Annotated in this window: 21 protein-coding genes and 2 pseudogenes; 9 read left to right on the top strand and 14 right to left on the bottom strand. The window is 67.7% G+C overall.

The genetic code is table 11. The features are described from left to right. The first annotated feature begins 114 nt into the window (after positions 1–114). Positions 115–324 carry a DUF2945 domain-containing protein gene (locus AB0M56_RS45030; protein WP_364188219.1) on the top strand — a complete coding sequence of 70 codons (210 nt, stop codon included), beginning with the start codon at positions 115–117 and terminating at the stop codon, positions 322–324. Between the two features lie 218 nt (positions 325–542). Here AB0M56_RS45030 and AB0M56_RS45025 read toward each other — a convergent pair whose 3' ends face one another. Then, complete coding sequence (locus AB0M56_RS45025) at positions 543–665, bottom strand: hypothetical protein (RefSeq protein WP_364188171.1); 123 nt, start codon at positions 663–665, stop codon at positions 543–545. A 356-nt stretch (positions 666–1,021) separates the two neighbouring features. Between AB0M56_RS45025 and AB0M56_RS45020 the strand changes: the two genes are divergently transcribed. After that, complete coding sequence (locus tag AB0M56_RS45020; protein WP_364188169.1) at positions 1,022–1,465, top strand: SRPBCC family protein; 444 nt, start codon at positions 1,022–1,024, stop codon at positions 1,463–1,465. 190 nt (positions 1,466–1,655) lie between these two features. Next, the gene (locus AB0M56_RS45015) at positions 1,656–2,129 is read left to right on the top strand and encodes an MSMEG_6728 family protein (protein WP_364188166.1); all 474 of its coding nucleotides are present in this window, start codon (positions 1,656–1,658) and stop codon (positions 2,127–2,129) included. An 8-nt stretch (positions 2,130–2,137) separates the two neighbouring features. On the opposite strand, the gene AB0M56_RS45010 is transcribed toward AB0M56_RS45015, so the two are convergent. The 3 genes and pseudogenes from AB0M56_RS45010 to AB0M56_RS45000 form a co-directional block, all read right to left on the bottom strand. After that, positions 2,138–2,317, bottom strand: a complete 180-nt coding sequence (locus AB0M56_RS45010; RefSeq protein ID WP_364188163.1) for a hypothetical protein — start codon at positions 2,315–2,317, stop codon at positions 2,138–2,140. Further along, positions 2,316–2,444, bottom strand: a pseudogene (locus AB0M56_RS45005) (DUF6480 family protein); the annotation flags it as partial. The pseudogene AB0M56_RS45005 and the gene AB0M56_RS45010, both read right to left, overlap by 2 nt. Before the next feature lie 152 nt (positions 2,445–2,596). Continuing rightward, positions 2,597–3,050, bottom strand: a pseudogene (locus AB0M56_RS45000) (NAD(P)H-dependent oxidoreductase); the annotation flags it as partial. Positions 3,051–3,279: 229 nt separating this feature from the next. Here AB0M56_RS45000 and AB0M56_RS44995 point away from each other — a divergent pair. Continuing rightward, positions 3,280–3,840: a hemerythrin domain-containing protein gene (locus tag AB0M56_RS44995; protein WP_364188160.1), complete on the top strand. Its 561-nt coding sequence runs from the start codon at positions 3,280–3,282 to the stop codon at positions 3,838–3,840. 253 nt (positions 3,841–4,093) lie between these two features. On the opposite strand, the gene AB0M56_RS44990 is transcribed toward AB0M56_RS44995, so the two are convergent. The 4 genes from AB0M56_RS44990 to AB0M56_RS44975 all read right to left on the bottom strand — a co-directional run bounded on the left by AB0M56_RS44990 (position 4,094) and on the right by AB0M56_RS44975 (position 7,445). Next, positions 4,094–4,330: a hypothetical protein gene (locus tag AB0M56_RS44990; RefSeq protein WP_364188157.1), complete on the bottom strand. Its 237-nt coding sequence runs from the start codon at positions 4,328–4,330 to the stop codon at positions 4,094–4,096. A gap of 135 nt (positions 4,331–4,465) precedes the next feature. Beyond that, a complete protein-coding gene (gene ligD / locus AB0M56_RS44985) occupies positions 4,466–5,398 on the bottom strand; it encodes a non-homologous end-joining DNA ligase (protein WP_364188154.1) in 933 nt (310 codons plus the stop codon). 5 nt (positions 5,399–5,403) lie between these two features. Beyond that, positions 5,404–6,312, bottom strand: a complete 909-nt coding sequence (locus AB0M56_RS44980) for a hypothetical protein (RefSeq protein ID WP_364188216.1) — start codon at positions 6,310–6,312, stop codon at positions 5,404–5,406. A 701-nt stretch (positions 6,313–7,013) separates the two neighbouring features. Then, positions 7,014–7,445 carry an Hsp20/alpha crystallin family protein gene (locus AB0M56_RS44975; protein ID WP_364188151.1) on the bottom strand — a complete coding sequence of 144 codons (432 nt, stop codon included), beginning with the start codon at positions 7,443–7,445 and terminating at the stop codon, positions 7,014–7,016. Between the two features lie 792 nt (positions 7,446–8,237). Here AB0M56_RS44975 and AB0M56_RS44970 point away from each other — a divergent pair. From AB0M56_RS44970 to car, 3 genes are all read left to right on the top strand, one after another. After that, on the top strand, positions 8,238–8,549 hold the full coding sequence (locus AB0M56_RS44970; protein ID WP_364188148.1) for a MerR family transcriptional regulator: 312 nt from the start codon (positions 8,238–8,240) through the stop codon (positions 8,547–8,549). A gap of 453 nt (positions 8,550–9,002) precedes the next feature. Beyond that, positions 9,003–9,614, top strand: a complete 612-nt coding sequence (locus AB0M56_RS44965) for a TetR/AcrR family transcriptional regulator (protein ID WP_364188145.1) — start codon at positions 9,003–9,005, stop codon at positions 9,612–9,614. Positions 9,615–9,759: 145 nt separating this feature from the next. Further along, on the top strand, positions 9,760–13,290 hold the full coding sequence (gene car / locus AB0M56_RS44960; RefSeq protein ID WP_364188142.1) for a carboxylic acid reductase: 3,531 nt from the start codon (positions 9,760–9,762) through the stop codon (positions 13,288–13,290). A gap of 124 nt (positions 13,291–13,414) precedes the next feature. On the opposite strand, the gene AB0M56_RS44955 is transcribed toward car, so the two are convergent. Then, positions 13,415–13,657, bottom strand: a complete 243-nt coding sequence (locus AB0M56_RS44955) for a hypothetical protein (protein ID WP_364188140.1) — start codon at positions 13,655–13,657, stop codon at positions 13,415–13,417. A gap of 50 nt (positions 13,658–13,707) precedes the next feature. Between AB0M56_RS44955 and AB0M56_RS44950 the strand changes: the two genes are divergently transcribed. Together AB0M56_RS44950 and AB0M56_RS44945 are read left to right on the top strand one after the other, a co-directional pair. Further along, positions 13,708–14,181 (top strand): hypothetical protein, encoded by a 474-nt coding sequence (locus AB0M56_RS44950; RefSeq protein ID WP_364188137.1) that lies wholly within the window; start codon positions 13,708–13,710, stop codon positions 14,179–14,181. Positions 14,182–15,077: 896 nt separating this feature from the next. Further along, entirely contained in the window at positions 15,078–17,804 is a 2,727-nt protein-coding gene (locus tag AB0M56_RS44945) for a bifunctional YncE family protein/alkaline phosphatase family protein (RefSeq protein WP_364188134.1), read from the top strand. A 496-nt stretch (positions 17,805–18,300) separates the two neighbouring features. On the opposite strand, the gene AB0M56_RS44940 is transcribed toward AB0M56_RS44945, so the two are convergent. The 5 genes from AB0M56_RS44940 to AB0M56_RS44920 form a co-directional block, all read right to left on the bottom strand. Then, positions 18,301–18,600, bottom strand: a complete 300-nt coding sequence (locus tag AB0M56_RS44940; protein ID WP_364188132.1) for an acyl carrier protein — start codon at positions 18,598–18,600, stop codon at positions 18,301–18,303. Between the two features lie 48 nt (positions 18,601–18,648). Beyond that, a complete protein-coding gene (locus tag AB0M56_RS44935) occupies positions 18,649–19,080 on the bottom strand; it encodes a hypothetical protein (protein ID WP_364188130.1) in 432 nt (143 codons plus the stop codon). Then, positions 19,077–20,672 (bottom strand): acyl-CoA ligase (AMP-forming), exosortase A system-associated, encoded by a 1,596-nt coding sequence (locus AB0M56_RS44930; protein WP_364188127.1) that lies wholly within the window; start codon positions 20,670–20,672, stop codon positions 19,077–19,079. Before AB0M56_RS44930 ends, AB0M56_RS44935 begins: the two co-directional genes overlap by 4 nt. A gap of 361 nt (positions 20,673–21,033) precedes the next feature. Next, positions 21,034–22,038: a TauD/TfdA family dioxygenase gene (locus tag AB0M56_RS44925; protein WP_364188125.1), complete on the bottom strand. Its 1,005-nt coding sequence runs from the start codon at positions 22,036–22,038 to the stop codon at positions 21,034–21,036. A 122-nt stretch (positions 22,039–22,160) separates the two neighbouring features. Next, on the bottom strand, positions 22,161–24,503 hold the full coding sequence (locus AB0M56_RS44920) for a Pls/PosA family non-ribosomal peptide synthetase (protein ID WP_364188123.1): 2,343 nt from the start codon (positions 24,501–24,503) through the stop codon (positions 22,161–22,163). Positions 24,504–24,525: the final 22 nt, after the last annotated feature.

Raw genomic sequence — 24,525 nt, 5'->3', positions numbered from 1 at the left:
CTGTCGCGTGCCGGCCCGCGGCCGGGGACGCCGTCCACCCATAGCGCCGGAAGCGCGCCGGGTCACACTTCGGGGGAGAGGGTGTGGTCCTTGGATGAGCGGGTAGCCCGGGGTATGGCGAAGACCTTCGAAAAGGGCGACCGCGTGCGGTGGGACGCGGGCAACGAGAGTTCGGTGGGCACGGTCGAGGACGTGATCACCTTCGACACCGAAGCCGGTGGGCGGAAGGCGAAGGCGTCACCGGACGCGCCGCAGTACCTGGTGCGCAGCGAGAAATCGGGGCGGACGGCGGTGCATCACCCGGACAAGATCCACCCGGCGTGACCGCCCTTTGATGACGCCGCGAGGCCGCTGCCCTCGGCTCGTGTCCGGTGCAGCCGCGGATCCGGGCGCCGTGTCCTGATCGGCTCAGCCGGCGGGGCCTGGAGGGTGCCGACGACCCGGGTAAGGCTGGCTTCGGTATCGTTGCGGACTTTCTTGAACACCGCTTCGGCGATCGGCATGCCGAGCTGCGCCGTGGAACTCGACCGTCGCGTGGTAGGTCAGGGTGGCCCCGCCGTCGGCGCCGGTGACGCTGATGAGTCGGTGGTGGTGGCGGTGTCGTCGCTGAACATGACCCGGCCTGGTTCGAGCCGGGTCAGCTCGTAGGTGAATTCGGTTCTCACGCCGGCAACCTTGGAGACGTTGTGCCGGCAGCGCGCCAATCGCGATCAGGCCGCTGTCGAGGCGGTCGCACGACTGCGTCCCGGGGGCCCTACGTGGTGGTGCTGCCGAATTCCTTGAGGTACTCGACGACTTCGCGCGGTCCGGTTCCGACGGTGAAGGTGCGTGTCAATTCGACCACGAGCAGTTTCTTTCTCCGGGGAGGTTGCCTTCTCATACCCGGCGTTCGCGGTCCGAAACCTCGGCGCGCCACGGCGACCTCGACCCGACGCGGGCGTTTGCCGAGTGCGCCGAACCGGGTAAGCGGTGAGTCCGCCGAGGCCGACCTGGCCCGGCGCCCGAATTGATCGAGGAGGTCATGGTGGCTGCTGTCGCGCACTACGTCGAGGTCGAAGCGCCCGCTCAGGCGTGCTACGACTGGTGGCGGCCGTTGACGCGGTTGCCGCAGGTGTTCTCGGACGTCAAGTCCGTCGACGCCATGGACGGGGACGCCACGCGCACCCGCTGGAAGGTTGCCGGTCCGGCCGGCTCGACGGTGGAGTGGGAGGCTCGCATCGCTGAGGACTCGCCTCCGCGCAAGATCGCCTGGACGACGGTCGACGATGCCGACCCGGACGTGAAGAACTCCGGTGTCGTCCGCTTCGAGGACAAGGGGAACGGCAGGACCGGCGTGGAGATCTCCCTGGATTACGAGCCCCCGGCCGGGAAGCTCGGCGAGGCGGTCGCGTCCTTGCTGGCGGACCCGGAGAAGAAGGTCGAGCGTGCCGCCGCGGAGTTCAAGACCGTGATCGAAGCCCGATGAGCCGGTCCCGCCCGGCGATGCCGACGGTGATCGCCAGGCGGACTCGCTCGACGTTCAGCGTTGCAGTGCGGTTCGGCGGCGCTGCCCTGACCGAGCCACCGACCGGCCCGAAGCAGCCGGCAGCGGTGGCGCTCCACGGTTTCGACTGTGAACGGTTGCGGCGAGCGGCCCGAGGGTAGGGCTTACGGTGATGCAAACTTTCCTTCCCCTTCAAGATTTCGCGGAAAGCGCCCGGACACTCGACCGCCGGCGGCTGGGCAAGCAGCGCGTCGAAGCGCTGCAAGTGCTGCGCGCTCTGGTCGTGCCCGGCTACGGCTGGCGGCACCACCCGGCCGCGAAGATGTGGACCGGGTACGCGGAGGCGCTGACCCGGTACGGCCTGGAGGTGTGCGCCGTGTGGCGCGCGACCGGGGCGGCCGACACGTGCGCGGAGAAGCTGCTCGACCAGTACGGCACGGCGCCGGTGCGGACCCAGGCCGAACTGGCCGCCGCGGGGGAGCTGCCGCCCTGGCTGGGCGACGAGGAACTGCACCGCAGCCATCGTTCGGCGCTGGTGCGCAAGGAACCCGGGCACTACCGGTGGCGGTTCCCGGACGTGCCGGCGGACCTGCCGTATGTCTGGCCGCGGTCGGACCGGAGCCCGGCGGCCGGCCCGTCCGCGTGAGCGCGCCCTCATCCGCCCGGCGTCCAGGAAACCACCAGCCCGCCGACGTCGGCGGACGGATCGGCACCGAGATGGTCGGCGACCGCGGCTTGGCGAGGAGGCGGGCGGGCGAGCTCCGACGGCGGCGAGCCGGCGGAGCGCTCCAGGATCCGGGCGACGCCCGCCCGGCCGAACCGCTCGCCGGTCACGTGACGGCTTGGGCTGCGGGTGGGAGAGAGCGGGCGTCTGTCCGGCGTCCGGTGGAGTATCGCCGGGCAGCACGGACCCGCCCGGCTCGAGGCCCGGCACCTCCTCGGGCTTGGGTCGGTGGTGCACTCCCGGCCGATCCCCTCGATTCTCTCGCTCATCCGGACCTGCGCCAGGGACCTGTGCCTTCGTGTCACGGATGGGCACACGAAGCAGTGCCCCGGGAAGCCCGGCCGCGGTCGTGCGCGAGCGGCCGCGAGCTCGCGCGGGGCGAGGACGCGCTAGCCAGCCGGGTACCGGTGCTGCTTCAGCAGGTTCGCCAGGTGCACGGCGTCGCGCACGAGCGTCGCGTTCGTCGAGGCTACCGCTTTGGGCGTCTCCTCGAGGTCGTTGTAGTCGCCGCCCTGCATGCTTCGCCGTTCCAGTACGTCGCGCCTTGGGCCGGCACCGAGAAGCCCGTGTCGTTGAGGGCCTGGAACACGTCGCCGATGATCTTGTGGGCGCCGTCCTCGTTGCCGACCACCGCGACGACGCCGACCTTCCCGAACATCGCCGGGCGGCCCTCGTCGTCGCTTTCGGACAGTTCCGCGTCGAGGCGCTCGAGGACGCGCTGGCCACGCTCGACATGTGCCCGACCCAGGTCGGAGTCGCCACGAGCAGCACATCGGCTGCCGTGATCCTCCGCCGGATCTCCGGCCACTCGTCGCCCGCGCCCATGTCTGCTTCGACTCCCGGCGGACGTGTGCCCATCGGCACGCGGTGCCGTGCGACCTGGCTCTGCCGCAGGCGAAGCAGGGTTGACGGTCATTGGGCCGGAAGCGCTACACGCGTGATGGCGAGTTCGGCGAGCAGGTCGTCGTCACGGGCGGACGCGGGCGCACGACGTCGTCAGGGTGTCGGACGTTTGATGTTGGTGAGGTGGGTATCCCGGTGATATCGATATTGCAGGACGGGAGTGAGTGCCATGGCCTCCGAACAAGACAATGATCTGATCACGGTGATCACCAGTGATCATCGTGCGGTGGAAGAGGTGTTCGCCGAGTTGGAAAGCGGTACCGATTGGGCGCATCGCAAGGATCTGACCGACCACGTTATCGCGGAGCTCGTGCGCCACTCGGTCGCCGAGGAGCAGTTTGTGTACCCGGCGGCGCGTGAGTATCTGGAGAATGGCGATGAGCTGGCCGACAAGGAGATCCGGGAGCACGCTGAAGCTGAGGAGGTGATGAAGCAGCTTGAGGGGCTTCAGCCGGATGATTCGCAGTTCGACGATCTGCTGGGCAGGCTGATCCGGGACGTTCGCCACCACATCGAGGACGAGGAGAATGTCCTGCTGCCCGGGCTCCGGGCCGCGTGTTCTGTCGAAGAGCTGGGCCGGTTGGGTCGTAAAGTCCTGGACGCGAAGAAGAGCGCTCCCACTCGGCCCCATCCTTCGGCGCCGGACAAACCGCCGGCCAACCGGCTGCTTGACCCGGGCGTGGCGTTCATCGACAAGATCCGCGACGCGCTGTCCAGCCGATCCACCTGAGACGGGACGGGGCAGAGGGCCGACGGGATTAAGGGAGAAACTGCCAACGGTCGGGTAGTTCCCGGTCAGGCGTTGTTGTCGGCGAGGGCACGGCAGGTGACCGCGTTCCTTGACGCCCGCGAGTAAGTCGCAGGCGACAGCGCCCGCTCCCGAGGTGAGGGTTTCTGTTTGTTCGTATTGGCCGCGCCTCGCAGTCGCGGCTCGTCGGGGACGTCGGTCACGACGGCCGCGGCGCGACGTGCGGCTCGCGGACTCAGTTCGCGGCACCGAGCCGCTGGGCGAGCAGCTTCTTGCCCTGCTCCGCTCCCTTCTGGCTTTCCTGCTGCGCGCGGCGGAAGAAGTCCGCCAGCTCGCTGTCGCCTGCACGGTCGGCGTCGGCGATGTAGGACTCCATCCGCAGGGCGTTGCTCAGACACGCCTCCACGAACCAGATGATGTTGTAGTCCTTGTCCTGGGTACCGGTGACCTGGCCAGTTTCGCTTGTGGTCACGACTCCTCCTCGAGCTCGTTTCCGGACGACCTCAAGTCCCGGCTACCCGTATTCCGCCCCGTAACACGTCGAACCACCTGACCCCGCGCGTAGTGGGCTTCGGCGGTGGCAGAACGCCTGCGGCAGCGCAGCTGTTTACGCGCTGGGCTTCTGCGGAAGTGGTGCACGCGACGGCTCAAGCTCGGCGAGCAGGTCGCCGTGCTCGTCGACGCGGTGCAGCACGTCGTCGGCGGTGAAGGTCAACTCGGCCGGGGTCCGGCAGGCGCGGACTTCATCCCAGGTGATCGGCGTCGAAGCGGTGGGGGCGTCGCGCCCGCGTAGGGAGTACGGGGCGATGGTGGTCTTGGCCGGGTTGTTCTGGCTCCAGTCGATCAAGACCCGGTTCGTGCGCAGGTTTTTCGCCATCTTCGCCACCACCAGCTCGGGCATCTCGGCCGCGAGCTGTTCGGCGACCGCGTTGGCGTAATTGGAGGTGCGCTCGGCGCGGCGGGTCCGGACGCCGCAATAGATCTGCAAGCCCTTGGAACCGCTGGTCTTGGGCAGCGGCGTGAGCCCGTCGGCAGTGAGCACCTCCAGAAGCCGCTCGGCGACGCGACAGCACTCCACGATGGTGGCACCCTCGCCGGGGTCGAGGTCGAACACGAGTCGGTCCGGAGCCCGGCGGGCCGGGCCGGGGCCGACGATCCATTGGTGGACGTGCAGCTCGAGCGCGGCCAGGTTGGCCGCCCACACCAGGCTCGGCAGGTCCTCGATCAGCGGGTAGACGATCGTGCCCGGGCCGCGACCGCTGCGAGAACCGGTGCTCGGCAACTCGGCGGTGTGGATCCAGTCCGGGGCGCCACGGGCGAGGTTCTTCTCGAAGAACGCCTCGCCGGCGGCGGTTCCATTCGGAAACCGGACGAAGGTGACCGGCCGGCCGCGCAAGTGCGGGAGCAGGACCGGGGCGATGCGGCTGTAGTAATGCACCACCTCGCCCTTGGTGTACCCGCTCGGGTACAGCGGTTTGTCCAGGTTCGACAGCACGAGCTGCCGCTCGCCGACCTGCACGGTGACCTTCTTCTCCGGCATCGTCTTCACTCCTCCGTGTGGCGGCCGCGTGGCACGTCACCGGCGGCGAGGTCGGGCCGCGCGCGGTGCACCCGCGGCCGCTGCCGGCTGCTGAACGACTCGACCGCGGGGTCGGTCTCGGCCTCGACGACGAGCTCGGGCCGCACCGGCAGGTACCAGGTGCGTCCGCGGCCGAACCCAGCGGAGATGTAGGCCGCAGGCGCGCCGGTGGGCGTGACGTGCGCCCCGATCTGCTGGCCCAGCCGTGGAGCGAGCGGCAGGGACAGTCCGATGTGCCGCCACATGTCGTGCTCGTCGCGGCGGGCGAGCACGACCTCGCTCGGCGCGGCGTGCACGTCGCCGGCCACGCCGACGACAACGGCGTCCACGACGGTCACCTGCCGCACCTTCACCCACGCGTCGGTCCGCCCGGGCCGGTACCGGGACTCGATCAGCTTGGCCACAACGCCCTCGATCCCGACGTCGCTGGACTCCGGTCGCATCCACGCCAGCGCGACGTCGCGGTCGGTCGTGCTCGGAACCAGCTGCAGCGGCGGGGCGACATCGGCTAACAGCTGCTCCAGGCGCGCTCGCCGTTCCCGGTACGGGCGAGGTCTCCAGTCGTTGCCCGGTCCGGGTCCATCCGCGAGGACGTCGAACACGGCGAAGTAGATGCTCAACCCGGCTTTCCCGCGGACACCGGGGCGTGAGGCGAGTGACCCGAAATCCAGCCGGCCGCCGCGCAAGGCGACGAGTTCCCCGTCGAGCACGACGTCGCCCAGCGACACGCCGGCCTGCATGATCTCGGGGAAGCGATCGGCCAAGTTGTTGTCCTGGCGCGACTGCAGTAGCCCGAGCTCGGCGAACAGCAGACCACGCCACCCATCCAGCTTCGGTTCAAACGCCCAGGACCAGCCAGGACGAGACTCCGGCACCTCCCGCGCGGGCTGTGCCAGGGGCAACCGCACCGGCGGCCGCACCGACGCCACGATTACCCGGCCCCCACTGGCTTCGTAACCATCGTGACCTCCCGGCTCACCCGCAAGCGGGACCGTTCCCACCCGGCAACACTTGCCGCGAGCGTAACTCCGATGAAGCAACCGCGTGCGGAAAAGCGCAGGTCACCGACCTGAAAGGCCGGACCGGTCCGTTGCTCGGCGATCGCGTCCGGGCGACACGACGGTACTTCGACTGCGCGGTGTCGGCCCGGCCAGAAACACCGACGGCCCGACCTCGGGAGGAGTTCGCGGGCGTAAACGAGGAGGTCATCGGGCACCGCCGGTGCGCTCGACGTCCTGCTGCGGGGTCCACGGCAGCGGCAGGCCGTACCCATCGCTTCCCCTCATCCTCCTGCTGTGCCCGCCCCAGACGGGGCACGCCGGGCCAGGGCCAGGGTTCGCCGTCGTCGAGTGCCGGTGCGTCGCAATGTTGGTCGGCGACATCGTGGGTCGGGGCTTCGTAGAGCATGACCCGGTTCTCCGTTGGGGTTGATGCGTGTTGTTGCTGACGCGGCAGACGGCTCGGGCGCCGGTGGCAAGGCTCGAGTACCGGTGGCTAAGACGACACCGGCCCCGCCCCAAGCGGTCGAGGCCGCGCAAGGCGGGGCCGCGAATCGGCCAACCCGGATTCGGGGCGCTCACACGTTGATCTGCTTGGCCTCGCCCCCGCCGCTGATGGCGATCCTGCGCGGCTTGGCCTGTTCGGCGATCGGTACCCGCAGCGTCAGCACCCCGGCGTCGTAACGCGCTGCGATGTTGTCCGCGTCGAGGGTGTCGCCCAGGAACAACTGGCGGGAGAACACCCCGCGGGGTCGTTCGGACACCTGCACCTCGGCGCCCTCATCGTAGTCCGGGCTGCGTTCGGCCTTGACGGTGAGCACGTTGCGTTCCACGTCCAGGTCGATGGAGTCCGGTGCGACACCGGGCAGGTCGAACTGCACCACGTATTCATTGCCGGACCGGTAGGCATCCATCGGCATGACCGCCGGGCGCGACGTGGTGCCGTTGGCACCGAAGAACTGCTGGGTCAGCCGGTCCAGCTCCCGGAACGGGTCAGTCCGCATCAACATGACCTTTCGCCTCCTTTGCTCCTTCCCCGTGCACCACCACCGGCGTTCGGGTGGCCGGCGGCGGTTCGTCAACCTGTACGGCTGATCTCGTCGAAGTCCGGTCGCCGCCACCGAGGCGGCGGCCGGAACCAGTTCGAGGGTTGCATGTGCGATCGCTACGTCGTTCACTCCGGTGCTCGCCGCCGCTGCAGTCGGGCCGGCTCGGGTGTCGCGAGGGGCGCGCCGCTAGACGCGGGGCCGGGACCGCTACCAGGGTCTCCTCGGCCGTCTTGCGAAGCAGGCATCCCCGCCGGCGAACGAACTACGGGCTGACGGGCTCCACGAGAGCGCGGGCATCACCTGCCTTTCGAGATCACTCGCTGACTGCAGAGGCGTCCGGTCAGCGGAGGGGAACGCTGTCGATGACCAGTTCGCCGCACCGGCGCCGCGCCGGGCGGCCAGTCGCCGGCGGCGGCCTCGCGGGACGTGCGGCCGGTTTGCCGCGGGCCCGCGGATCCAGGCCGCGGCCGTGCCAGAGGGGGCGGGACAACTCCGAAATTGGCGGTGATGATCGCGTCGAACTCCGCGCGCAGCCAGGCCGCATCAGCGCAGAGCAGATCGGCGAACCCGCTGGTCACCGCTGTGTGATGAGTGGTGTCCGGCATCGTCGATCACTCCTCGGCACCATCGTCGTGTTCGACACCAGGTCATATACCGCCTACGCATTTCTATAGCGCGCACTGCAATTTGTGTCAAGCACCTGCTCTAGATAATCTGTAGCGACTGGCGTGACGACCCGCGAAGGAGGTGTGCGTGGCTGATCTGGGCAACCTCGACGATCAGGACTACCCGGCCTTCACCACCGGGCAGGCCGCGAAGATGCTGGATGTACAGGAAGCGTTCCTGCGCAGCCTCGACACCGCGGACCTGGTGCGCCCTCAGCGCTCGGACGGCGGGCATCGCCGCTACTCTCGCCGCCAGCTCGCCCTCGTGGTCCGGCTGCGCGAACAACTCGACGAAGGCCACACCCTCGCCGCCGCCGCCCGCATCATCGGCCTGCAGGACCAGCTCGCCGACGCCGAGACCACGATCCACGACCTGCGCGCGCAGCTCGACCAACGCTGACGCCGGTTCCTTGACTGCAGGAGCGGACGTTCCGATACCGCCGACCACGGGAGCCTTGCGAGATCACCGCGGGGCAGGCGTTGTGGGAGCCCGGAGGTGAGGTTGTCCACTACCAGATGGCAAACCTGGAACCGGATTCCTGGAGCCGGTTCATCGCGGTCTGCATCTGCGCCCCCGACGTCGACATGATCACCAGGCTGCTGCCGGAGGAGATCAAGGTCCGCGATCGTCTCCGTCACCCCAGCGCCAGGCAGCACGCCGACTGGCCGGACTCGGCCAAGCGGTGTTCGGCCCGCCGGACTGGACCCGCAACGGCTCACTGGCCCAGCCGCAGCCTCGCCTGCCGGCGGCGCGTTAGCACCGCTCCCCGCGCCAACATGAGTCGGCTCGCTCTCGTGGAGCGGGTGTCCGTCGCGCTTCTATACTTCGTGGTCCACTGAAGGGGGAGTGACGATGGCGGATGTCCCCGGCCGACGGCCGTCGATGGGGCGGCCGCGCACGCCCGGCGTGGAAGAGGCGGTGCTCAAGGCGACGATCCGACGGCTGGTCGAAGACGGCTACACCGGCATGTCCCTGGCCAAGATCGCCGCCGACGCCGGCACGACCCGGCCGACCATGTACCTGCGCTGGCCAACCAAACAGGCACTGGTAGTCGCAGCCGTCCGCTCCATGTTCAAGCAGTCTCTCGCACCGCCGCCGGAGGACTGGAACGACTTGCCGCCGAAGGAACGGCTATTGCGGCTGTTGCGCAGGATCGAGCCGGCCGAGGACCGTGAGAACCGGCAGCTGTACACCGCGCTGCTGGCAGAAAGCAACCGCGTGCCGGAACTGCTGCAGCTCCTAGAAGAACACGTCGTCCAGCCCCGCGCCAGGGCCATCGCCGAACTGCTCGAGGCGATGAAGGAGCGCGGTGAAATCCGGCCGGACGTGAACGCCGAACACGCGGCGATGATGGTCTACGGGGTCCGGTTCGTGGACAGCCTGTACCGGGTGCGGATGTCGACGGACCGCGACTGGGAGAGCGTGGAGCTGTTGTGGCCCTCTCTCACTCACGGCTTGGAGTAGCCGACCCGTCCTGACCAGTGCCTTCAGGGCAGTCAATCCCACTGACGGCTACGGTCCGTGCGGCCACCATCACACGCGATGTAGGTGCCAATTAGATTACTTGTCCGTACAGTAAAGGTTGTGCGACGGCGACGTATGGCCTCGCGTGTGGATCTTGACGAGGAAGGCGGTGGTAGGAGTGAAAACGTCGGAGGGTAAGGAGGAACAGGCGCAGCGGCGGAAGGCCCGGCTGTGTGAAACAGACCCCGAGTTCATGGCTGCGATACCGGATCGGTCTGTGCAGGCGGCGACCGGTCTGCCGCTCGCGCGGATCGTCGAATGTGCGATGCGCGCGTATGCCGGGCGACCCGCGGTGCGTGAGCGGCGGTCGGCGCTGGTCACGGACCCGGTTTCGGGCCGCCGGTCGCGCCGCCTGCTGCCTCAGTTCACGACTCGCAGCTATGGCGAACTGTGGGCGCGGGCCACGGCGATCGCGTCGGAATGGTCGGCGCGCGGCCTGCGGGCCGGAGACTTCGTCGCCACGATCGGGTTCACGAGCGCGGACTACGCGACCTTGGACCTCGCCGGCGTCTGCCTGGGTGTGGTTTCCGTGCCGCTCCAGCCGACCGCTTCCGTGGCCCAGCTACGGGCGATCGTCGATGAAACCGAGCCCCGATTGCTGGCCACGAGCCCCGCCTATCTGGGGAAAGCGGTCGAGGTGGCGCTGTCGGTGGAGTCGGTGCTGGCGGTCCTGGTGTTCGATCACCACTCGGAAGTCGACGACGAGCGGGAGGAACTCGAGTCGGCCAAGGCCCAACTGGACCGTGCCGGCCGCTCGATCGCGACGCTCGAGGCAGTCGTCGAGCGCGGACGCACGCTGCCTGTCGCTCCGCTGCACGTGCCGGATCCCGGTGAGGATCCGCTGAGCCTGGTGGTCTACACGTCCGGCAGCACCGGCACGCCGAAAGGCGCGATGTACCCGGAAAGCCTGGTACGACGGTGGTGGTCCGGCGCCCTGGGCGGTGCCGACGACGAACCGGCGATCACGGTCAACTTCATGCCGATGAGCCACATGTTCGGCCGGGCGACGATCGTCGACACGTTCGGGCGTGGCGGAATCAACTACTTCACGGCGAAAAGTGACCTGTCCACCTTGTTCGAGGACATGGGGATGGCGCGGCCCACCGCGTTGATGACCGTTCCGCGCGTCCTCGACATGCTTTTCCAGGAGTACCAGGCCGAACGTGACCGGCGTCGTGGTGAGTTCGCCGACGCGACCGAACTCGACGCCGCCGTCAAGGCGGACATCCGCCGGCACTTCCTCGGCGACCGGCTGCTGCACGCCATGGTGGGAAGCGCCCCGACCTCGGCGGAGGCGAAGGCGTTCGCCGAATCCGTGCTCGGCGTCCCGCTGCACGAAGCATACGGCGCCACCGAATTCGGCCTGGTGCTGATGGACGGCAGGATCCAGCGGCCCCCGGTGACCGAGTACAAGCTGGCCGACGTCCCCGAACTCGGCTACCGCCGCACCGACCGCCCCTACCCGCGCGGCGAGCTTCTGGTCAAGACCGATCCCATTTTCCCCGGCTACTATCGGCGGCCCGACATCACCGCCTCCGTGTTCGACGACGACGGGTTTTACCACACCGGCGACATCATGGCCGAGACCGGCGCTGATCAGCTGGTGTACGTGGACCGGCGCAACAATGTGCAGAAACTGTCGCAAGGCGAGTTCGTCACGCTGTCCACAGTGGAGTCCGTGTTCGCGGCAAACCCCCTCATCCACCAGATCTACGTCTACGGCAGTAGCCGGCGACCGTACCTGCTCGCGGTGGTCGTGCCGACGCGCAAAGCCCGGCGAGAAGCAGGCGGATCCGGCGCCCTCAAGGCCAGGCTCACCGAAGCGTTGCAGGCGACAGCCAAGGAGACCGGTCTGGAGCCGTACGAGGTTCCCCGCGATTTCCTCATCGAGACCGAGCCGTTCAGCATCGACAACGGGTTGCTGTCCGACATCAGGAAACAGCTGCGACCGCGCCTGCGAGAACGCTACGGTGACCAGCTGGAGCAGCTGTACGAAGACATCGAACGCGGCCAGAATGACGACCTGCGCGCACTGCGCATGGGCGGCGCCGATCAGCCCGTGTACGAAACGGTCACCCGTGCGGTGCAGGCGCTGCTCGGCTGCGACAGCACAGACCTCAGTCCCGAAACGCACTTCACCGACCTCGGCGGGGATTCCCTGTCCGCGCTGACGTTCTCCAACCTCCTGCGGGACGTCTTCGGCATCGCAGTGCCGGTCGGCGTCGTCATCAGTCCGGCCAACGACCTGCAGGCGATCGCACACCACATCGAAACCCAGCGTGACTCCACCGGGCAGCGTCCGACCTTCGATTCCGTGCACGGGCGAGGTGCTGCCGAGGTACGGGCGAGCGACCTCAAACTCGACCAGTTTCTGGACGTGGAAACCCTGGCCAGGGCGAAACGACTGGCCCAGCCGGGCGGAGAGCCGAAGACTGTGCTGCTGACTGGCGCTACCGGGTTCCTCGGCCGGTTCATGTGCCTCGACTGGCTCGAACGCGTCGCCGGGCGGGGCGGGAAGCTGATCTGTCTCGTGCGTGCCACAGACGACGCGGCTGCACGTGACCGTCTCGACAAGGCTTTCGACAACGGCGACGCCGAACTCCTCCGCCACTACCGCGTACTCGCCGAGGACCACCTCGAGGTGATCGCCGGCGACCTGGGAAGTCCCGATCTGGGGATCGCGAGGCAGACATGGTCACGCCTCGCCGAGGAGGTCGACGCGATCATGCACGTCGGTGCCCTGGTCAATCACGTGCTCCCGTACGAGCAGTTGTTCGGCCCGAACGTCGTCGGCACGGCCGAGCTGATCCGGCTGGCGGTCACCGCGAAACTGAAGCCGTTCACCTACCTGTCGACCATCGGCATCGCGGACCAGATCGATCCCGGTTCCTTGGCCGAGAGCTGCGACATCCGGCGGCTCAGCCCCGTCCGGCATCGCGGCGACGGCTACGCAAGCGGCTATTCGACCAGCAAATGGGCCGGCGAAGTACTGCTGCGAGAAGCACACGAGACATGCGGATTGCCCGTAGCCGTGTTCCGATCCGACATGATCCTCACGCACAGCCGCTGCGTAGGCCAGGTGAACGTACCGGACCTGTTCACGCGGTTGCTCCTGAGCATCATCACCACGGGGATCGCGCCGAAAACCTTCTACCGCACCGAGGCCGGCCGGCCGCCGAGGGCACACTACGACGGACTTCCCGTCGACTTCACCGCGGAAGCCGTCAACACCATCGGCGCCCGAAACACGCGCGGCTACCACACGTACCACGTGCTCAATCCCCACGACGACGGCATTTCGCTCGACACCTTCGTGGACTGGCTGACTGAAGCGGGTCACCGCATCGACCGGCTCCAGGACTACTCGGAGTGGTTTCGTCAGTTCGGCGACGCGCTGCGGAAACTGCCGGAACCCCAGCGACGCAACACGTTGCTGCCGCTCCTGCACTCGTACGAACGGCCGACGGAACCCGTGCGCGCCGGGATCGCTCCGGCCGAGGAGTTCCGGAAAGCTGTACGCGACGCCAAGATCACATCACTGGGCGACATTCCGCACGTCACCAAGGAGCTGATCCAGAAGTACGCGGATGATCTGCGCGCTCTTGCACTGGTGTGAAGCGAAGCTGACGTGGCTCCACCACTGTGGCGCCGGCGGAGTGCCCCACGTGGATACGCCGCGGTGGCCGCTCGGCACCCCGCGCCCGACGACCGCCGCCGGGTATGGCCGTGGTGGCCGCGACTCACGCGTGCTCGGTGGACGGGTCCGGGGTGGTCAGTGCGGTGTCGGTGAAACCGGCGGCGAGGGCTTTCATCACGGCGTCGAGGTAGACGGTGAGGTCGGCGTCGGCGCGCGCGGACCAGCGTTCGTAGGCGGCGCGGCAGGTGGCGAGGACGGAGCGGCCGACGAGCCCGCAGGCGGGCTGGCGCCGGTGCTGCTTCCCGACCCGCCCGATATCGCTACGCTCACCGCGCTCCAGCACCACAACCACACGGTGTCGCCGCGGCCGGACTGACCGTCGAGGTGTACCTGAGGATGAAGTCCCTGCAGCACCAGGAGGAGCTTTTCGGGGTGGTCTCGACTCGTCGCTTCGGTGTCCAGACCAGCGTCGCGGTGCCGCAGCTGACGCGCCTGGACGCAGCCACCCGCGGGCTGTCGGCCGCCGTCGCGCAGGAGTACCTCGCGTGGAGCCTGTGCGCGAATAGCCTCGACGACAGCCCGTACTACGGATACTTCCTCGGAGACGTGGACAACGACGGCCGCGCGGACGCCATCACGGTCCGGCCGCACACGCATTCGAGCCCGCGCATACAGGGCATCTTCGTGACGAGGTCGATCATCGGCACCGACGGCGTGGAACGGTTCTGGCCGCCCACACAGTGGCTGAACGACAGCATCGCCGGCGACCAGGGGAGCCTGGCGGTGGACCTGGAGGGCGACGGGGACACCGACGTGATCGGCTTGTTCGCGGGGGTCCCGCTACGGCGGAACCCTCGCGGCGCAGGCTGACGCTCGTCTCGCCAGCACCGCGATCTGGGCCGGGATCGGATGTCTGCATGCCACGATCGTCTCGCACCTGCCGCCACGGTGCACGACTGTCGGGTCCGGGGGTGTTCACCGCGGTGGCGGGCCGGGGTCAGCCCGGGATGTTGCGGGAGTCGTGGCCGGAGGTGTTGCGTTCACCGATCAGCGGTTCCTGTTCCGAATGAAGTGTTCAACCTTACGCGCCTTGGCCATATCGAGGCGGCGGTGCTGCCCCCAGCGACGCACCGACGGCGATTCGTGTCGGCGTCCTGGGCGGCCCGCCGGCCTGGTCGGTCGGGCCGCCTGCGGCCAGGCGCCGCCAGCGCAGGCGACGGAGCCGAGGCCGGCGACGCGGTGCAGCCGGCCGTCAACAGCAGCGCGGCCAGTATCGCGCCGCACGGCACCTTGAAGGCCTTGATCCCGGCCAGTGTTGGCCTGCTGTGGCGGCGGCAAGCCGAACACGTTGCAGGTGATCGAGGAGGTCGATTTCGCGATCGTCGTCCGGTCGGCCTGAAGCCGCTGGCGACCAATCGCCGCAACAGGTAAGTGATGAGTTAAACAGGTAAGCTAGAAGTTAAGTAGGTAAGCTATGGGCCAATTGCCAGCTCGGCGAAAAAGCCGTGGACGGGCACTGCGCTCGATCGGCGGTCGATTTCACACAGGCATCGTCCATCCTGAACGGGCATCGCGATTTCACCGTATTGTTTGGTTTGCCTTTTTTGACGGTGACAGGTGCTGGTCTGATCCTGTTCTGATGGCTGGCCGTAACCAGTTGGCCATCCCTTTACTCCGCGCGAGCAATCGCGCGTTCGGCGCCGCGCTGTCTTGGGGTTGTTTAGTTCCCGGAGTCCCCTCCGAGCATTTGTTCTGTGAAAGGATCGATGGTGCAAGTTCAACGACGACGGTCTGCAGCGCGCAAGCGCTCGACGATCGCCGGCTCTGCCTTGGTCATGCTCACGGTCGGCGGCGTCGCGTCCGCCGCGGTGGGCCACGTCCCGGCCAACCCGTTCGGCACGAGCATGCTCGGCCAGCACGACGCGGCCGGGCGGATCCTAACCTCGGACAACCACTGGATCTCCCCGTTCGGATCGCGTGCGGCCACGTTCTCCGCGCAATCGATCGGTAGCGCCATCAGCCCGGACGGTTCGAAGGTGGCGGCGCAGACGGGTGGCGACAACTCCGGTACGCCGTCGATCACCATCCTTGACGCCGCAAGTGGTTCGGTGCTGCAGACGTTCGGCGGCACCGGTGTCGCGGCGCCGGTGTACTCGCCGGACGGCTCGGCACTGTATGCCGCCACAACTTCCAGCGTCCTGAAGTACGCGGTCGGCTCGAACGGCATGATCACCAACCCGACCGCGCCGGCGAAGCTCGCGCTGCCGGGCGGGTCGTTGCCGTACGGGCTGACGCTGTCGCCCGACGGCGCGAAGCTGTACCTCGCGCTGAGCGGCAGCAACAAGTTCGGCGTGGTCGACACCGCCACGAACACGCTCACGGCCCAGGTGGCGGTGGGGAATGCGCCGCAGGCCGTCACGATCGTCGGGAACAAGGCGTTCGTGTCGAACCGTGGTGGCCGTACCGCCGTCGCCGGCGACACGACCAACAAGTCCGACGGTACGAACATCGTGTCCGACCCGGTGACCGGTGCTTCGACAACCGGCACGGTCTCGGTGGTGGACCTCGGCACCAACACGGTCGTCGACACCGTCAACGTCGGTCTCCAGCCGACGTCGCTGACCCAGCACGACGGCGCCGTGTTCGTCACCAATACCAACAGCGACACCGTCTCGGTCATCGACGCGGCCACGCACAAGGTGACGCAGACAGTCAACGTGGAGCCGCTGCCCGGCATCCAGGTCGGCTCGTCGCCGAACTCGATCGCGTTCACCGACGCGAAGCACATGCTGGTGAGTGTCGGCCGCGACAACGCGCTCGCGCAGTTCGAATACGACGGCCCCCGCAGACCGGTGAAGTACCAGGGCCTGATCCCGACCGACTGGTACCCCAACCAGGTTCAGTTCGACGCCAAGCTGGGCAAGGTCGTCGTCAGCAACCAGCAGGGCATCGGCACCGACGGCGCTCCGCAGAGCTATGCCTACAAGGGCACGCTGACCTCCTTCGCCATGCCGGACGGCCGCCGGCTCGCCGACACGACCCGGCAGGTGTTCAGCAACAACGCCTGGGACCGTCCGGCGCAGGCGGGGAACGAGCAGTCGGACGCCAACGGCCACGGCCGGCTGACAGCGATCCCGCGTCAGCACGGTGAGACCTCGCCGATCAAGCACGTCTTCATGATTATCAAGGAAAACCGGACCTACGACCAGATCCTCGGCGATCTGGGCAAGGGCAACGGCGACCCGTCGCGGACCAGCTTCGGTGCGGCCGTCACGCCGAACGAGCACAGCATGGCGAACACGTTCACGACGTTCGACAACTTCTACGACAACGGCATGCTGTCGGCGGACGGCCACAACTGGCTGACGCAGGCCGAGCCCAACGACTACCTGGCGCAGGACGCGGCCAGCGCCTGGGCCCGGAGCTACCCCTACAACGCCCGGGACGCGCTGGCCTACCAGCGCGACGGGTTCATCTGGGACGCCGCCGAACGCGCCGGCAAGTCGGCGCGCAACTACGGCGAGTACGAGGCCATCGCCAGTGGAAAGCCCGGCTCGTGGCAGCAGTACTACGCGGACTCGCAGATCCTCGAGGGCAAGGCTACCGGCGACCTCCCGGTAGCGATGGACGCGTACAAGTCGTACTCCGACGTGCCGTCGAACAACGCCATCAGCAACCCGAACTTCCCGCAGTTCAACCTGGCCATTCCCGACCAGTACAAGGTCGACGTCTGGGAGCAGGACTTCAAGAAGGCCGAGCAGACCGGTGATCTGCCGGCTCTGACGACCATGTCGCTGCCCAACGACCACACCGGTGGACCTGCAACCGCGCGGGCCCAGGTCGCCGACAACGACCTGGCCGTCGGCCGGATGATCTCCGACATCTCACACAGCCGGTTCTGGAAGGACTCGGCCGTGTTCGTGTTCGAGGACGACACCCAGGCCGGCACCGACCACGTCGACGGGCACCGCGCGCCGTTCTTCATCGCCAGCCCCTACGCCAAGCGCGGCGTCGTCAACAGCGAGTACTTCACGCAGGTCAACGCGGTGAAGACGATCGAAGAAATCCTCGGGATGCAGCCGCTGAACCAGGAGGACCGCGCCGCGACGCCGATGTTCAGCGCGTTCACCGACACGCCGAACTTCACCCCCTACACCACGGTGGCCAACCAGATCCCGCTCACCGAAGGCGTGAGCAACCTGATCCCGGTGACTCCGACGTCGGGTTCCCCGTCGGCTCAGGCGAGCGAGGCGCCGGCCGCTCCCGCCGACCAGCGGCAGACGGCCGATGCCTGGGCCCAGTGGCACCAGAACGAGGCAATGCCGAAGCTCACCGGAGAACACGCTCAGGCCGACGGAGTGAACCAGCCGCAGCTGGGCCGGTACGACTGGTACACCTCGACCGGGTGGACCAAGCCGTTCCCCGGCGATGACAAGATCCTGCCGCCTGACGAGGTTCCCGGCCGCTACCTGTTCAACGGAGACAACGAGTAAACAGCCTGCCGTTACCGAGTGTCGGCCGGGGCCCGCTCCTGGGGCCCCGGCCGACACTTCTGCGCAAAACGAGCAGTGTGCCTGACGTCTCGTCTCGCGCGGTTGGCGCGGCAGCTGACCGGCGTGTTCCGCGAAGAGATCCCATTCTATCGGCCGGCGTCAGCCCGTGGCATCCATAGTGCCGGCAGCGGCTCAAACTCTGGCCGCCCTCACCCGGCGCGGCCTGCTCGAAATACGGGAGATCACCATCGACAGCGTTGGCAGGTCCGCGTGCCAAACTCGACTTCGACACAATAGGGACACTCCGGTCGGGCTCCGTTCCCGCAGAGCGCCGACATGCCACGGCACAATTGCAGGCTCCGGGCCTTTGACCACGCCGGTAAAGCCGGCGACCTACCGGCGGGCGGCATGCAAGGTAGCGTCGCGGCCTCGTCCGCCCCGGCGATGTGCGCCGGGCGCGGGGCCGGGTCGGCGGCCGTAATGCGGTGGCGCATTTCTAGCACTTGACTCCGCCGTGCGGCTCCCGGTACACCGTGGATTCCACAAAGGACGCGAGCCGTCCGAGTGTGTCGAAGATGTCACCGACGATCTCGTCGATCTCGATCTCGATCCCGAACCGTTTCTGCAAGGCGACGATGAGCTTGACGACGGTGAGCGAATCGAGCTCAGGGAAATTGCCGTAGAGTTCCGTCTCCGGTCCGAGGTCATCGGCCTTGTCCTCGATGTCCAGCGTGCCCACCACGACGGCCTTGACGTCCTCGAAAATCGCTTGCGAGATCTCTGGCGAGCGAGGCATGTGGATTCTCCTCATCGGTCGTACAGGCGGGGCAACCTGCGATCTACATCAACAGTTCTTTCGGTGTCGGATGGCCGAGGAACGCTGTAGGACTGGCGTCATCCGGTAGGCGTCGGCCCGAAAGGCCGCCACAAGGTCGCCGATCTCGGCACGCGGGAGGCAGACATCAAGTGCGAGCAGGTCCAGCGGGGTGCACAAGCACCCGGCGACGCCGACGGTCTCAGCATCCGGGACCCCCAATCGGTTCGCGCTGGCGACCGGGTAGTTCGTCTTGCGGATGACCTGCCCGAAGTTCCACAAGGCAGCGAACTGGTGGTGGAGGCCGCCATCGACGAGGAAGGTGTGGCCGCGCGACTCGTTGTCGTGGGTGGCACCGGTGCACTCAGCGAGCAACCCGACCGGGTGGCCGCCGACGTGGAGCATGCCGTTGGCGATCGCAAACGGGCTGATCGTGGGGTGCGCGTGGGCGACTGCGGTCATGCGGGCTCCTGAGGGCGGGAGGCGGCGAGTTCGTGGCGAAGGACTGCCCGGTCGAACTTGCCGTTCGGCGATTGGGGCAGGGCGCTGCGGACTATCACCTCGGCGGGCACCATGTAGCCGGGCAGTTCCTGTCGCAAGCGCGCGGTCACCGCGGCCGGATCGAAGCCGGCGGGATCGCGAGGGGTCACGACGAGGACGACCCGATGGCCGAGAGCCTCGTCCTCGAGGCCGAGCGCTACGGCATCGTGGACCAGTCCGGTCTCGTAGGCGACTTCCTCGATCTCTTGGGGGCTGACCCGATAGCCCGATGTCTTGATCATGTCGTCGCGCCGTCCGACGAAGTACAGGAAACCCTCCTCGTCGCGGACGACGACGTCGCCGGACCAGACCGCCAGCTCAGGCGTACACAGCTCGGCTGGACGGTTCGGCGGCGGCCGGAATCGCTCGGCCGTCCGCTGCGCGTCATTCCAATAACCCGAGGCGACGAGCGGACCTCGGTGCACCAGTTCCCCCGGCTCGCCCGGACCACACAGGCCACCGTCCTCCCGGACTACGAGGATCTCGGCATTCGGGATGGCCTGGCCGATCGAATCCGGCCGCCGGTCGACCTCCTGAGGATCGAGGTAGGTGGAGCGGAACGCCTCTGTGAGGCCGTACATCAGGTACGGCGCCGCAGTCGGGAAGATCGCTCGCAGTCGTTGCAGGGTGACGCGCGGGAGGCGCCCTCCAGTGTTCGCGAAGTAGCGCATCCCGGCTACGGCCTCGGATGGCCACGTCTGGGCCGCGAGCTGGATCCACAAAGGTGGTACCCCAACCATCCCGGTGATGCGGTGCTCCGCGCACAGCCGGACGACATCTCCCGGCAGCAGGTAGTCGGCGAGCACCACGTGGGCACCAACGTGAAAGCCAGTCGTCAATTGGCTCAGTCCGGCGTCGAAGCTCAGCGGGAGAACCGCCAGGATCCGGTCTTCCGCCGTGTTGTTCAGGTATGTGCTGACACTCTCCGCGCCGACGACCAGGTTGCGGTGCGACAGCACGACGCCCTTCGGGGCTCCGGTGCTCCCCGACGTGTAGAGGATCGCGGCCATATCCGTGTCGACCCCACCCGTTGGAGGACATACCGCCTGGGTTGCCCCCTCGGCGACCTCTGACCAGAAATGTATGCGGTAAGGGGCTTCCTTGTCCTCACCAGGCGAGTCGCCCAGCACGAGGACGTGGGAAAGTGATTTGCAGGCGGCGAGTTCGGTGCGCAGGGCCCGCATCCGATCAGTGGACGTCACCACGACCCGCGCGGCGCAGTCATCGAGAATGTGCCTCACTTGCCTGGGTCGCAGCACCGGATTCACCGGGATGAACACGCCACCGGCCCGCGAGCAGGCGAGCAGCGCCACGACGGTCTCGATCCTCTTGTCCAGGAAGACCGCGACGCGCTCACCACCATCGAGCCCGAGACCGCGCAGCCCGGCGGCTGCTCGCTCCGTCCGTTCGCACAGATCCGCGTAGGAGATCGTGGTCGTTCGCGCGGTCAGGGCGGGCGCGCCGGGGGCGCGTTGGGCGGATCTGGCAACGAGGTCCGGCAACCGCATGATCATCTCGGAAGGTTCCCTTCTGTTCCTTTCGCCTGGCAACCGGCGAGGCTCAGCCCCCTGCCTTGCGACGGCTCGTCTCGGAGGACGGGGCCGGGATCGCCCGGGCGCTGGACAAGTCTGGGCCATGGAGGTCCTCTGCACAGTTGCACTGGAAGACGGTGTCGCTGTAGCGCTCGCCGAGGTCGGGCGCGATCGCCGCAGTGACACCGCAGGCGCGCCATCGCCAGTGAGCGGGCTCGCTGCGCCGCTGACAACCCCCCGCACGTAGTCGAGTCGTGTGCCGAGGAAGCCGTTGCTCGCGCCACTCCAGCGCGCTGGACCCGGACACCGGAGATGACCGTGAACAGTCGCACGAGCGACATGGTCATCCGACGTTGACCTCGACGGTCGGCGAGCAGTCGGCCAGGCGAACGGGGTCAGCCATCCCGACCAGGACTTCGCGCGGTCCGGTGAAGGGCTCTCTGCTGTGTGCGCTGCGGATGTTGTCGACGAGCATCAGATCGCCCGCCTGCCAGGGCTCCCGCGTGGTTTTGGCCTCATACACCTCGTTGAGCAGCTGCACGACGTCCTCGCCTATCGGGTCGCCACCGCCGAAGCGGGTGGTGAACGGCAGCCCCTCGGCGCCATAGGTGTCGACCAGGAACTCGCGCACCTCGGGGTCGAGCGTCCACTCGTTGAGGAAGGCGATCTGGTTGAACCAGCAGCGCCGACCGGTGATCGGGTGCCGCACCACCGCGCTGCGGTGCTGCCAGGTGCGCAGCCCTCCATCGGGTTGCCACTCGAACTCGATTGCATTGGCGCGGCAGTAGCTCTCGACCGCGCCCCGGTCCTCGGTGCCGAACGCCTTGGCGAACGACGCACCGATCTCCTCGTTGTAGCTGCGAACGAGCGTCCAGCCCTCCCTCTCGAGCCGCTCGAAGAGGTCACCGGGCAGCGCGTCGAGCACGGCCGTCGAGTCCGCCACACCGGTGGCCCCGCCCTTGGCGGGCGCGGACAGGCAGGCGAACAGCATCAGGCCGGGAAACTCGAGCCGGTAGCTCAGTTCGTGGTGCATGCACATCGGCTGGTTCGGTGGCCACTTCGACGAGGAGTACACGCCCTCGGCGTAGGTCTGCCGCTCCGCGAACGCCTCCCTCTCGGTCATCAGGCCTGCGGTGGCCAGCCCACGGAACACCGCGGCGACCTCGGCCGCATCGCGCAGCCCGAGACCGCGGACCAGGACCGCACCGTGCTCGGCGACGACGGCACGCAAGGCATCGCGGTGCACGGCCGCCCAGCCCGGTCCGTCGCCGGTGGCAGCGGCTCGCAGCATCGGCACCCTGCCGAGCTGCAGATCCACGTCCAACAGCAATGATGATGAGAACGACATCTCGATCTCCTTTCAGTTCCGACCAGAGGCGGACGTCAGCAGTTGGGGGCGTGCTCGCGGTGCGGTAGCTCGGTCAGGTCGGCGAGGACCGGGTGCTCGGCGGTGTCCACGCTTGCCGGGTGTCAGCCGCCGCGGACGAGCGCGGCGGCGTAGTTGTCATCGATGTTGATCTTTCGGGCCCGCGGATCGCCCGAGTGCTCGCGCATCTCTGTGGCGGGGTTTCCGCCCCACCGTGCGTTCGGTGGCACTTCCTCGCCCTTCATGAGGAAGGAACTGGTGGCGAGCACCGCGCCGTCGCCCGCCGTCACTCCATAGTGGACGAATGCGCCGACACCGAGGGTGCAGCCGGCACCGATTGTGATGCGGTCCGACTTGAATCCGCCGTCCTCCTGCGAGTGGCACTGGACGATGGTGTCCGCGTTGAGGGTGCAGTTCTCGCCGATCGTGGTGAAACTCCGCTCTGGCACGCGGAGGCCGTCGTCGAAGACCCGGCGGCCGACCCGCATACCCAGCAGCCGCCAGATCACATTCTTGAGCGGGGTGCCATTGAAGGCGAGGACAAAGGTGAGGGAGGTGACTTTCCAGAAGCGTTCGTGCCGCCAGAAGGCGCGGTCGTAGATCGAGCAACCCTGCGGCACCAAGGCCTGCAGCGGCCGGAACAGCCGGTCGACCACGACGTTGTAGGCGACAGTGAAGACGACGACGCCGGCGGTGGCCAGCCCGACCGCGAGTGCGAGCGCGCCCAGGAAGTGCAAGAGGTTGACGGCAGCCAGGTAGACCACGATGACGGAGAATAAGAAAGTCCAGCGCACCAGCAGGAACAGCGCCATGCTGATGGTGTTGTAGACGGTCTTGGCCCTGAGGCCACGGCGCAGCTCGTCTGCGCTGCTCACGTCGAGGTCCCTGTCGCGCTTGACTGATCGTGGGATCTCGAAGCTGGGCGCGCCGAGTAAGCCCACGCCTTTCCGCACCTGTCCGTCGACGGGAACCATGACCTTCGTCGCGAGGAGGCAGTTGTCGCCTGCCTTGCTCTGCGGGGGGTAGGCGATCATGTTTCCCAGGAAGTTGTCCGGCCCGATCGACGTCCGGGACAGGCGGAAGGAGGTGCTCGAGAAATCGGCGTTGATGATGGACAGCCCGTCGGCGACCATCGTTCCGCTGCCGGCCGCGCTCAGGAAGGGGCTGTCGTGCTTGACCATTTCGCCGAAGTTCGAGCCGGTCTGCCGCACGCCCCGGAGGCTGTAGCCCAACCAACGCAGGTAGTAGATGATGTAGGAAGTTCCACCGAAGAGAGTCGTGAAGAACCTGAGGTTGGTCGTGCGGGTGATCGCGCGGTGGACCCAGTAATGGAAGCCGTACAGCGGATAGACCTTGTCCGGCTTGATGAAGAGGTTCAGCACGCGCGGAACGGTGCCCACAAGCACGAGGCCGACGAGCACGGCGCCGAAGAAGACCACGGCGGAGACGACCAGCGCGTCACGGAAGAATGTCCAGGTCGTGAGCGACACCGGTGCCGAGTCCATCAGGGGGCCGAACTCCGGGAGCCGCGGGAGCGCGACGTCCGCGAGGCCGAACGTCAGCGGCAGACCCAGCAGCAGCAGGTTCCCCAGCTGCACGGCCGAGAAGACCACTCGTCGTCCGGTGCCCACGTCGCGCGCTGAAACCGCCATCTGGTTCGTCTTCTCGGCCCGCTGGGCAGGCGCGCCGGCCCAGCGCTCCTCAGCAGGTATTGCCTGACCCACGTGCAGAGCCGACGAGTGCCCGAGCTGAGCCCCGTCACCCAGCGAGGCCCCGATGTCGAGCACCGTCGCCTCGCCGACGAGGGCGTCCCTGCCGATGCTCACCGCACCCGTCCGGATGACACCGTCGTGGGCTCGGTAGCCGTTGAAGAACGAGTCTTTCCGGATCACCGCGCCGTCGCCGATGCTGAGCAGATCGGTGCACACGGGCAGATTCCTGGAGAAGATGACGGCGCCGCGCCCGATCTTCGCGCCCAGTGCCCTCAGGTAGAGCGCGTAGAGCGGTGAACCGACGAACAACACCATCGGGTTTCGCTGGATCAGGGTTTTGACGAGCCAGAACCGGACGTACGCCAAGCTCCAGACGCGGATCTCCTGAGGCTTCCACCGGCCGACGAGCACCCACTTGACGAGGATCGGAAGGGCGCACAGGCCAAGGAACATCGCGGCGCCGAACGCCACCGACCGCAGGTAGACGTCGACCAGGTTCGGGCTCGTCGAGACCCAGTGGAAGCCCGCCACCCAGACGGCCGCTGTGAGGGCGGGATAGCCGAGGAGGATCAGGAGCTGCAACGCCCCGCAGAGGACATAGCGTGCTTGCCTCGGCGGCTCGATGAGAGGCGCCGGAGGTGCCGGCTGCAGGGCGGGCGTGGGTTTGCTGTCGGTTGTGGTGGTGAGGGCGGCTGCAAGGCTTTGAATCGTCGGGTGTTTGTAGATGTCGGGCATTGATACTGACGGTAGGTCGGGC

Source organism: Amycolatopsis sp. NPDC051372 (assembly GCF_040682095.1).
GTDB lineage: Bacteria > Actinomycetota > Actinomycetes > Mycobacteriales > Pseudonocardiaceae > Amycolatopsis.
Note: the sequence above shows the minus strand (reverse complement) of the source record. Positions and strands in the feature narration are given on the sequence as shown.

What these genes read in the sequence shown, in the direction of transcription:
- AB0M56_RS44975 (WP_364188151.1), bottom strand. Translation starts at nt 7,445, where the DNA reads ATGTTGATGCGGACTGACCCGTTCCGGGAGCTGGACCGGCTGACCCAG.
- AB0M56_RS45030 (WP_364188219.1), top strand. Translation starts at nt 115, where the DNA reads ATGGCGAAGACCTTCGAAAAGGGCGACCGCGTGCGGTGGGACGCGGGC.
- AB0M56_RS44935 (WP_364188130.1), bottom strand. Translation starts at nt 19,080, where the DNA reads ATGACCGCAGTCGCCCACGCGCACCCCACGATCAGCCCGTTTGCGATC.
- AB0M56_RS44930 (WP_364188127.1), bottom strand. Translation starts at nt 20,672, where the DNA reads ATGATCATGCGGTTGCCGGACCTCGTTGCCAGATCCGCCCAACGCGCC.
- AB0M56_RS44965 (WP_364188145.1), top strand. Translation starts at nt 9,003, where the DNA reads ATGGCGGATGTCCCCGGCCGACGGCCGTCGATGGGGCGGCCGCGCACG.
- ligD (WP_364188154.1), bottom strand. Translation starts at nt 5,398, where the DNA reads ATGCCGGAGAAGAAGGTCACCGTGCAGGTCGGCGAGCGGCAGCTCGTG.
- AB0M56_RS45015 (WP_364188166.1), top strand. Translation starts at nt 1,656, where the DNA reads ATGCAAACTTTCCTTCCCCTTCAAGATTTCGCGGAAAGCGCCCGGACA.
- AB0M56_RS44920 (WP_364188123.1), bottom strand. Translation starts at nt 24,503, where the DNA reads ATGCCCGACATCTACAAACACCCGACGATTCAAAGCCTTGCAGCCGCC.
- AB0M56_RS44925 (WP_364188125.1), bottom strand. Translation starts at nt 22,038, where the DNA reads ATGTCGTTCTCATCATCATTGCTGTTGGACGTGGATCTGCAGCTCGGC.
- AB0M56_RS44995 (WP_364188160.1), top strand. Translation starts at nt 3,280, where the DNA reads ATGGCCTCCGAACAAGACAATGATCTGATCACGGTGATCACCAGTGAT.
- AB0M56_RS45020 (WP_364188169.1), top strand. Translation starts at nt 1,022, where the DNA reads ATGGTGGCTGCTGTCGCGCACTACGTCGAGGTCGAAGCGCCCGCTCAG.
- AB0M56_RS44940 (WP_364188132.1), bottom strand. Translation starts at nt 18,600, where the DNA reads ATGCCTCGCTCGCCAGAGATCTCGCAAGCGATTTTCGAGGACGTCAAG.
- AB0M56_RS44950 (WP_364188137.1), top strand. Translation starts at nt 13,708, where the DNA reads ATGAAGTCCCTGCAGCACCAGGAGGAGCTTTTCGGGGTGGTCTCGACT.
- AB0M56_RS44945 (WP_364188134.1), top strand. Translation starts at nt 15,078, where the DNA reads ATGGTGCAAGTTCAACGACGACGGTCTGCAGCGCGCAAGCGCTCGACG.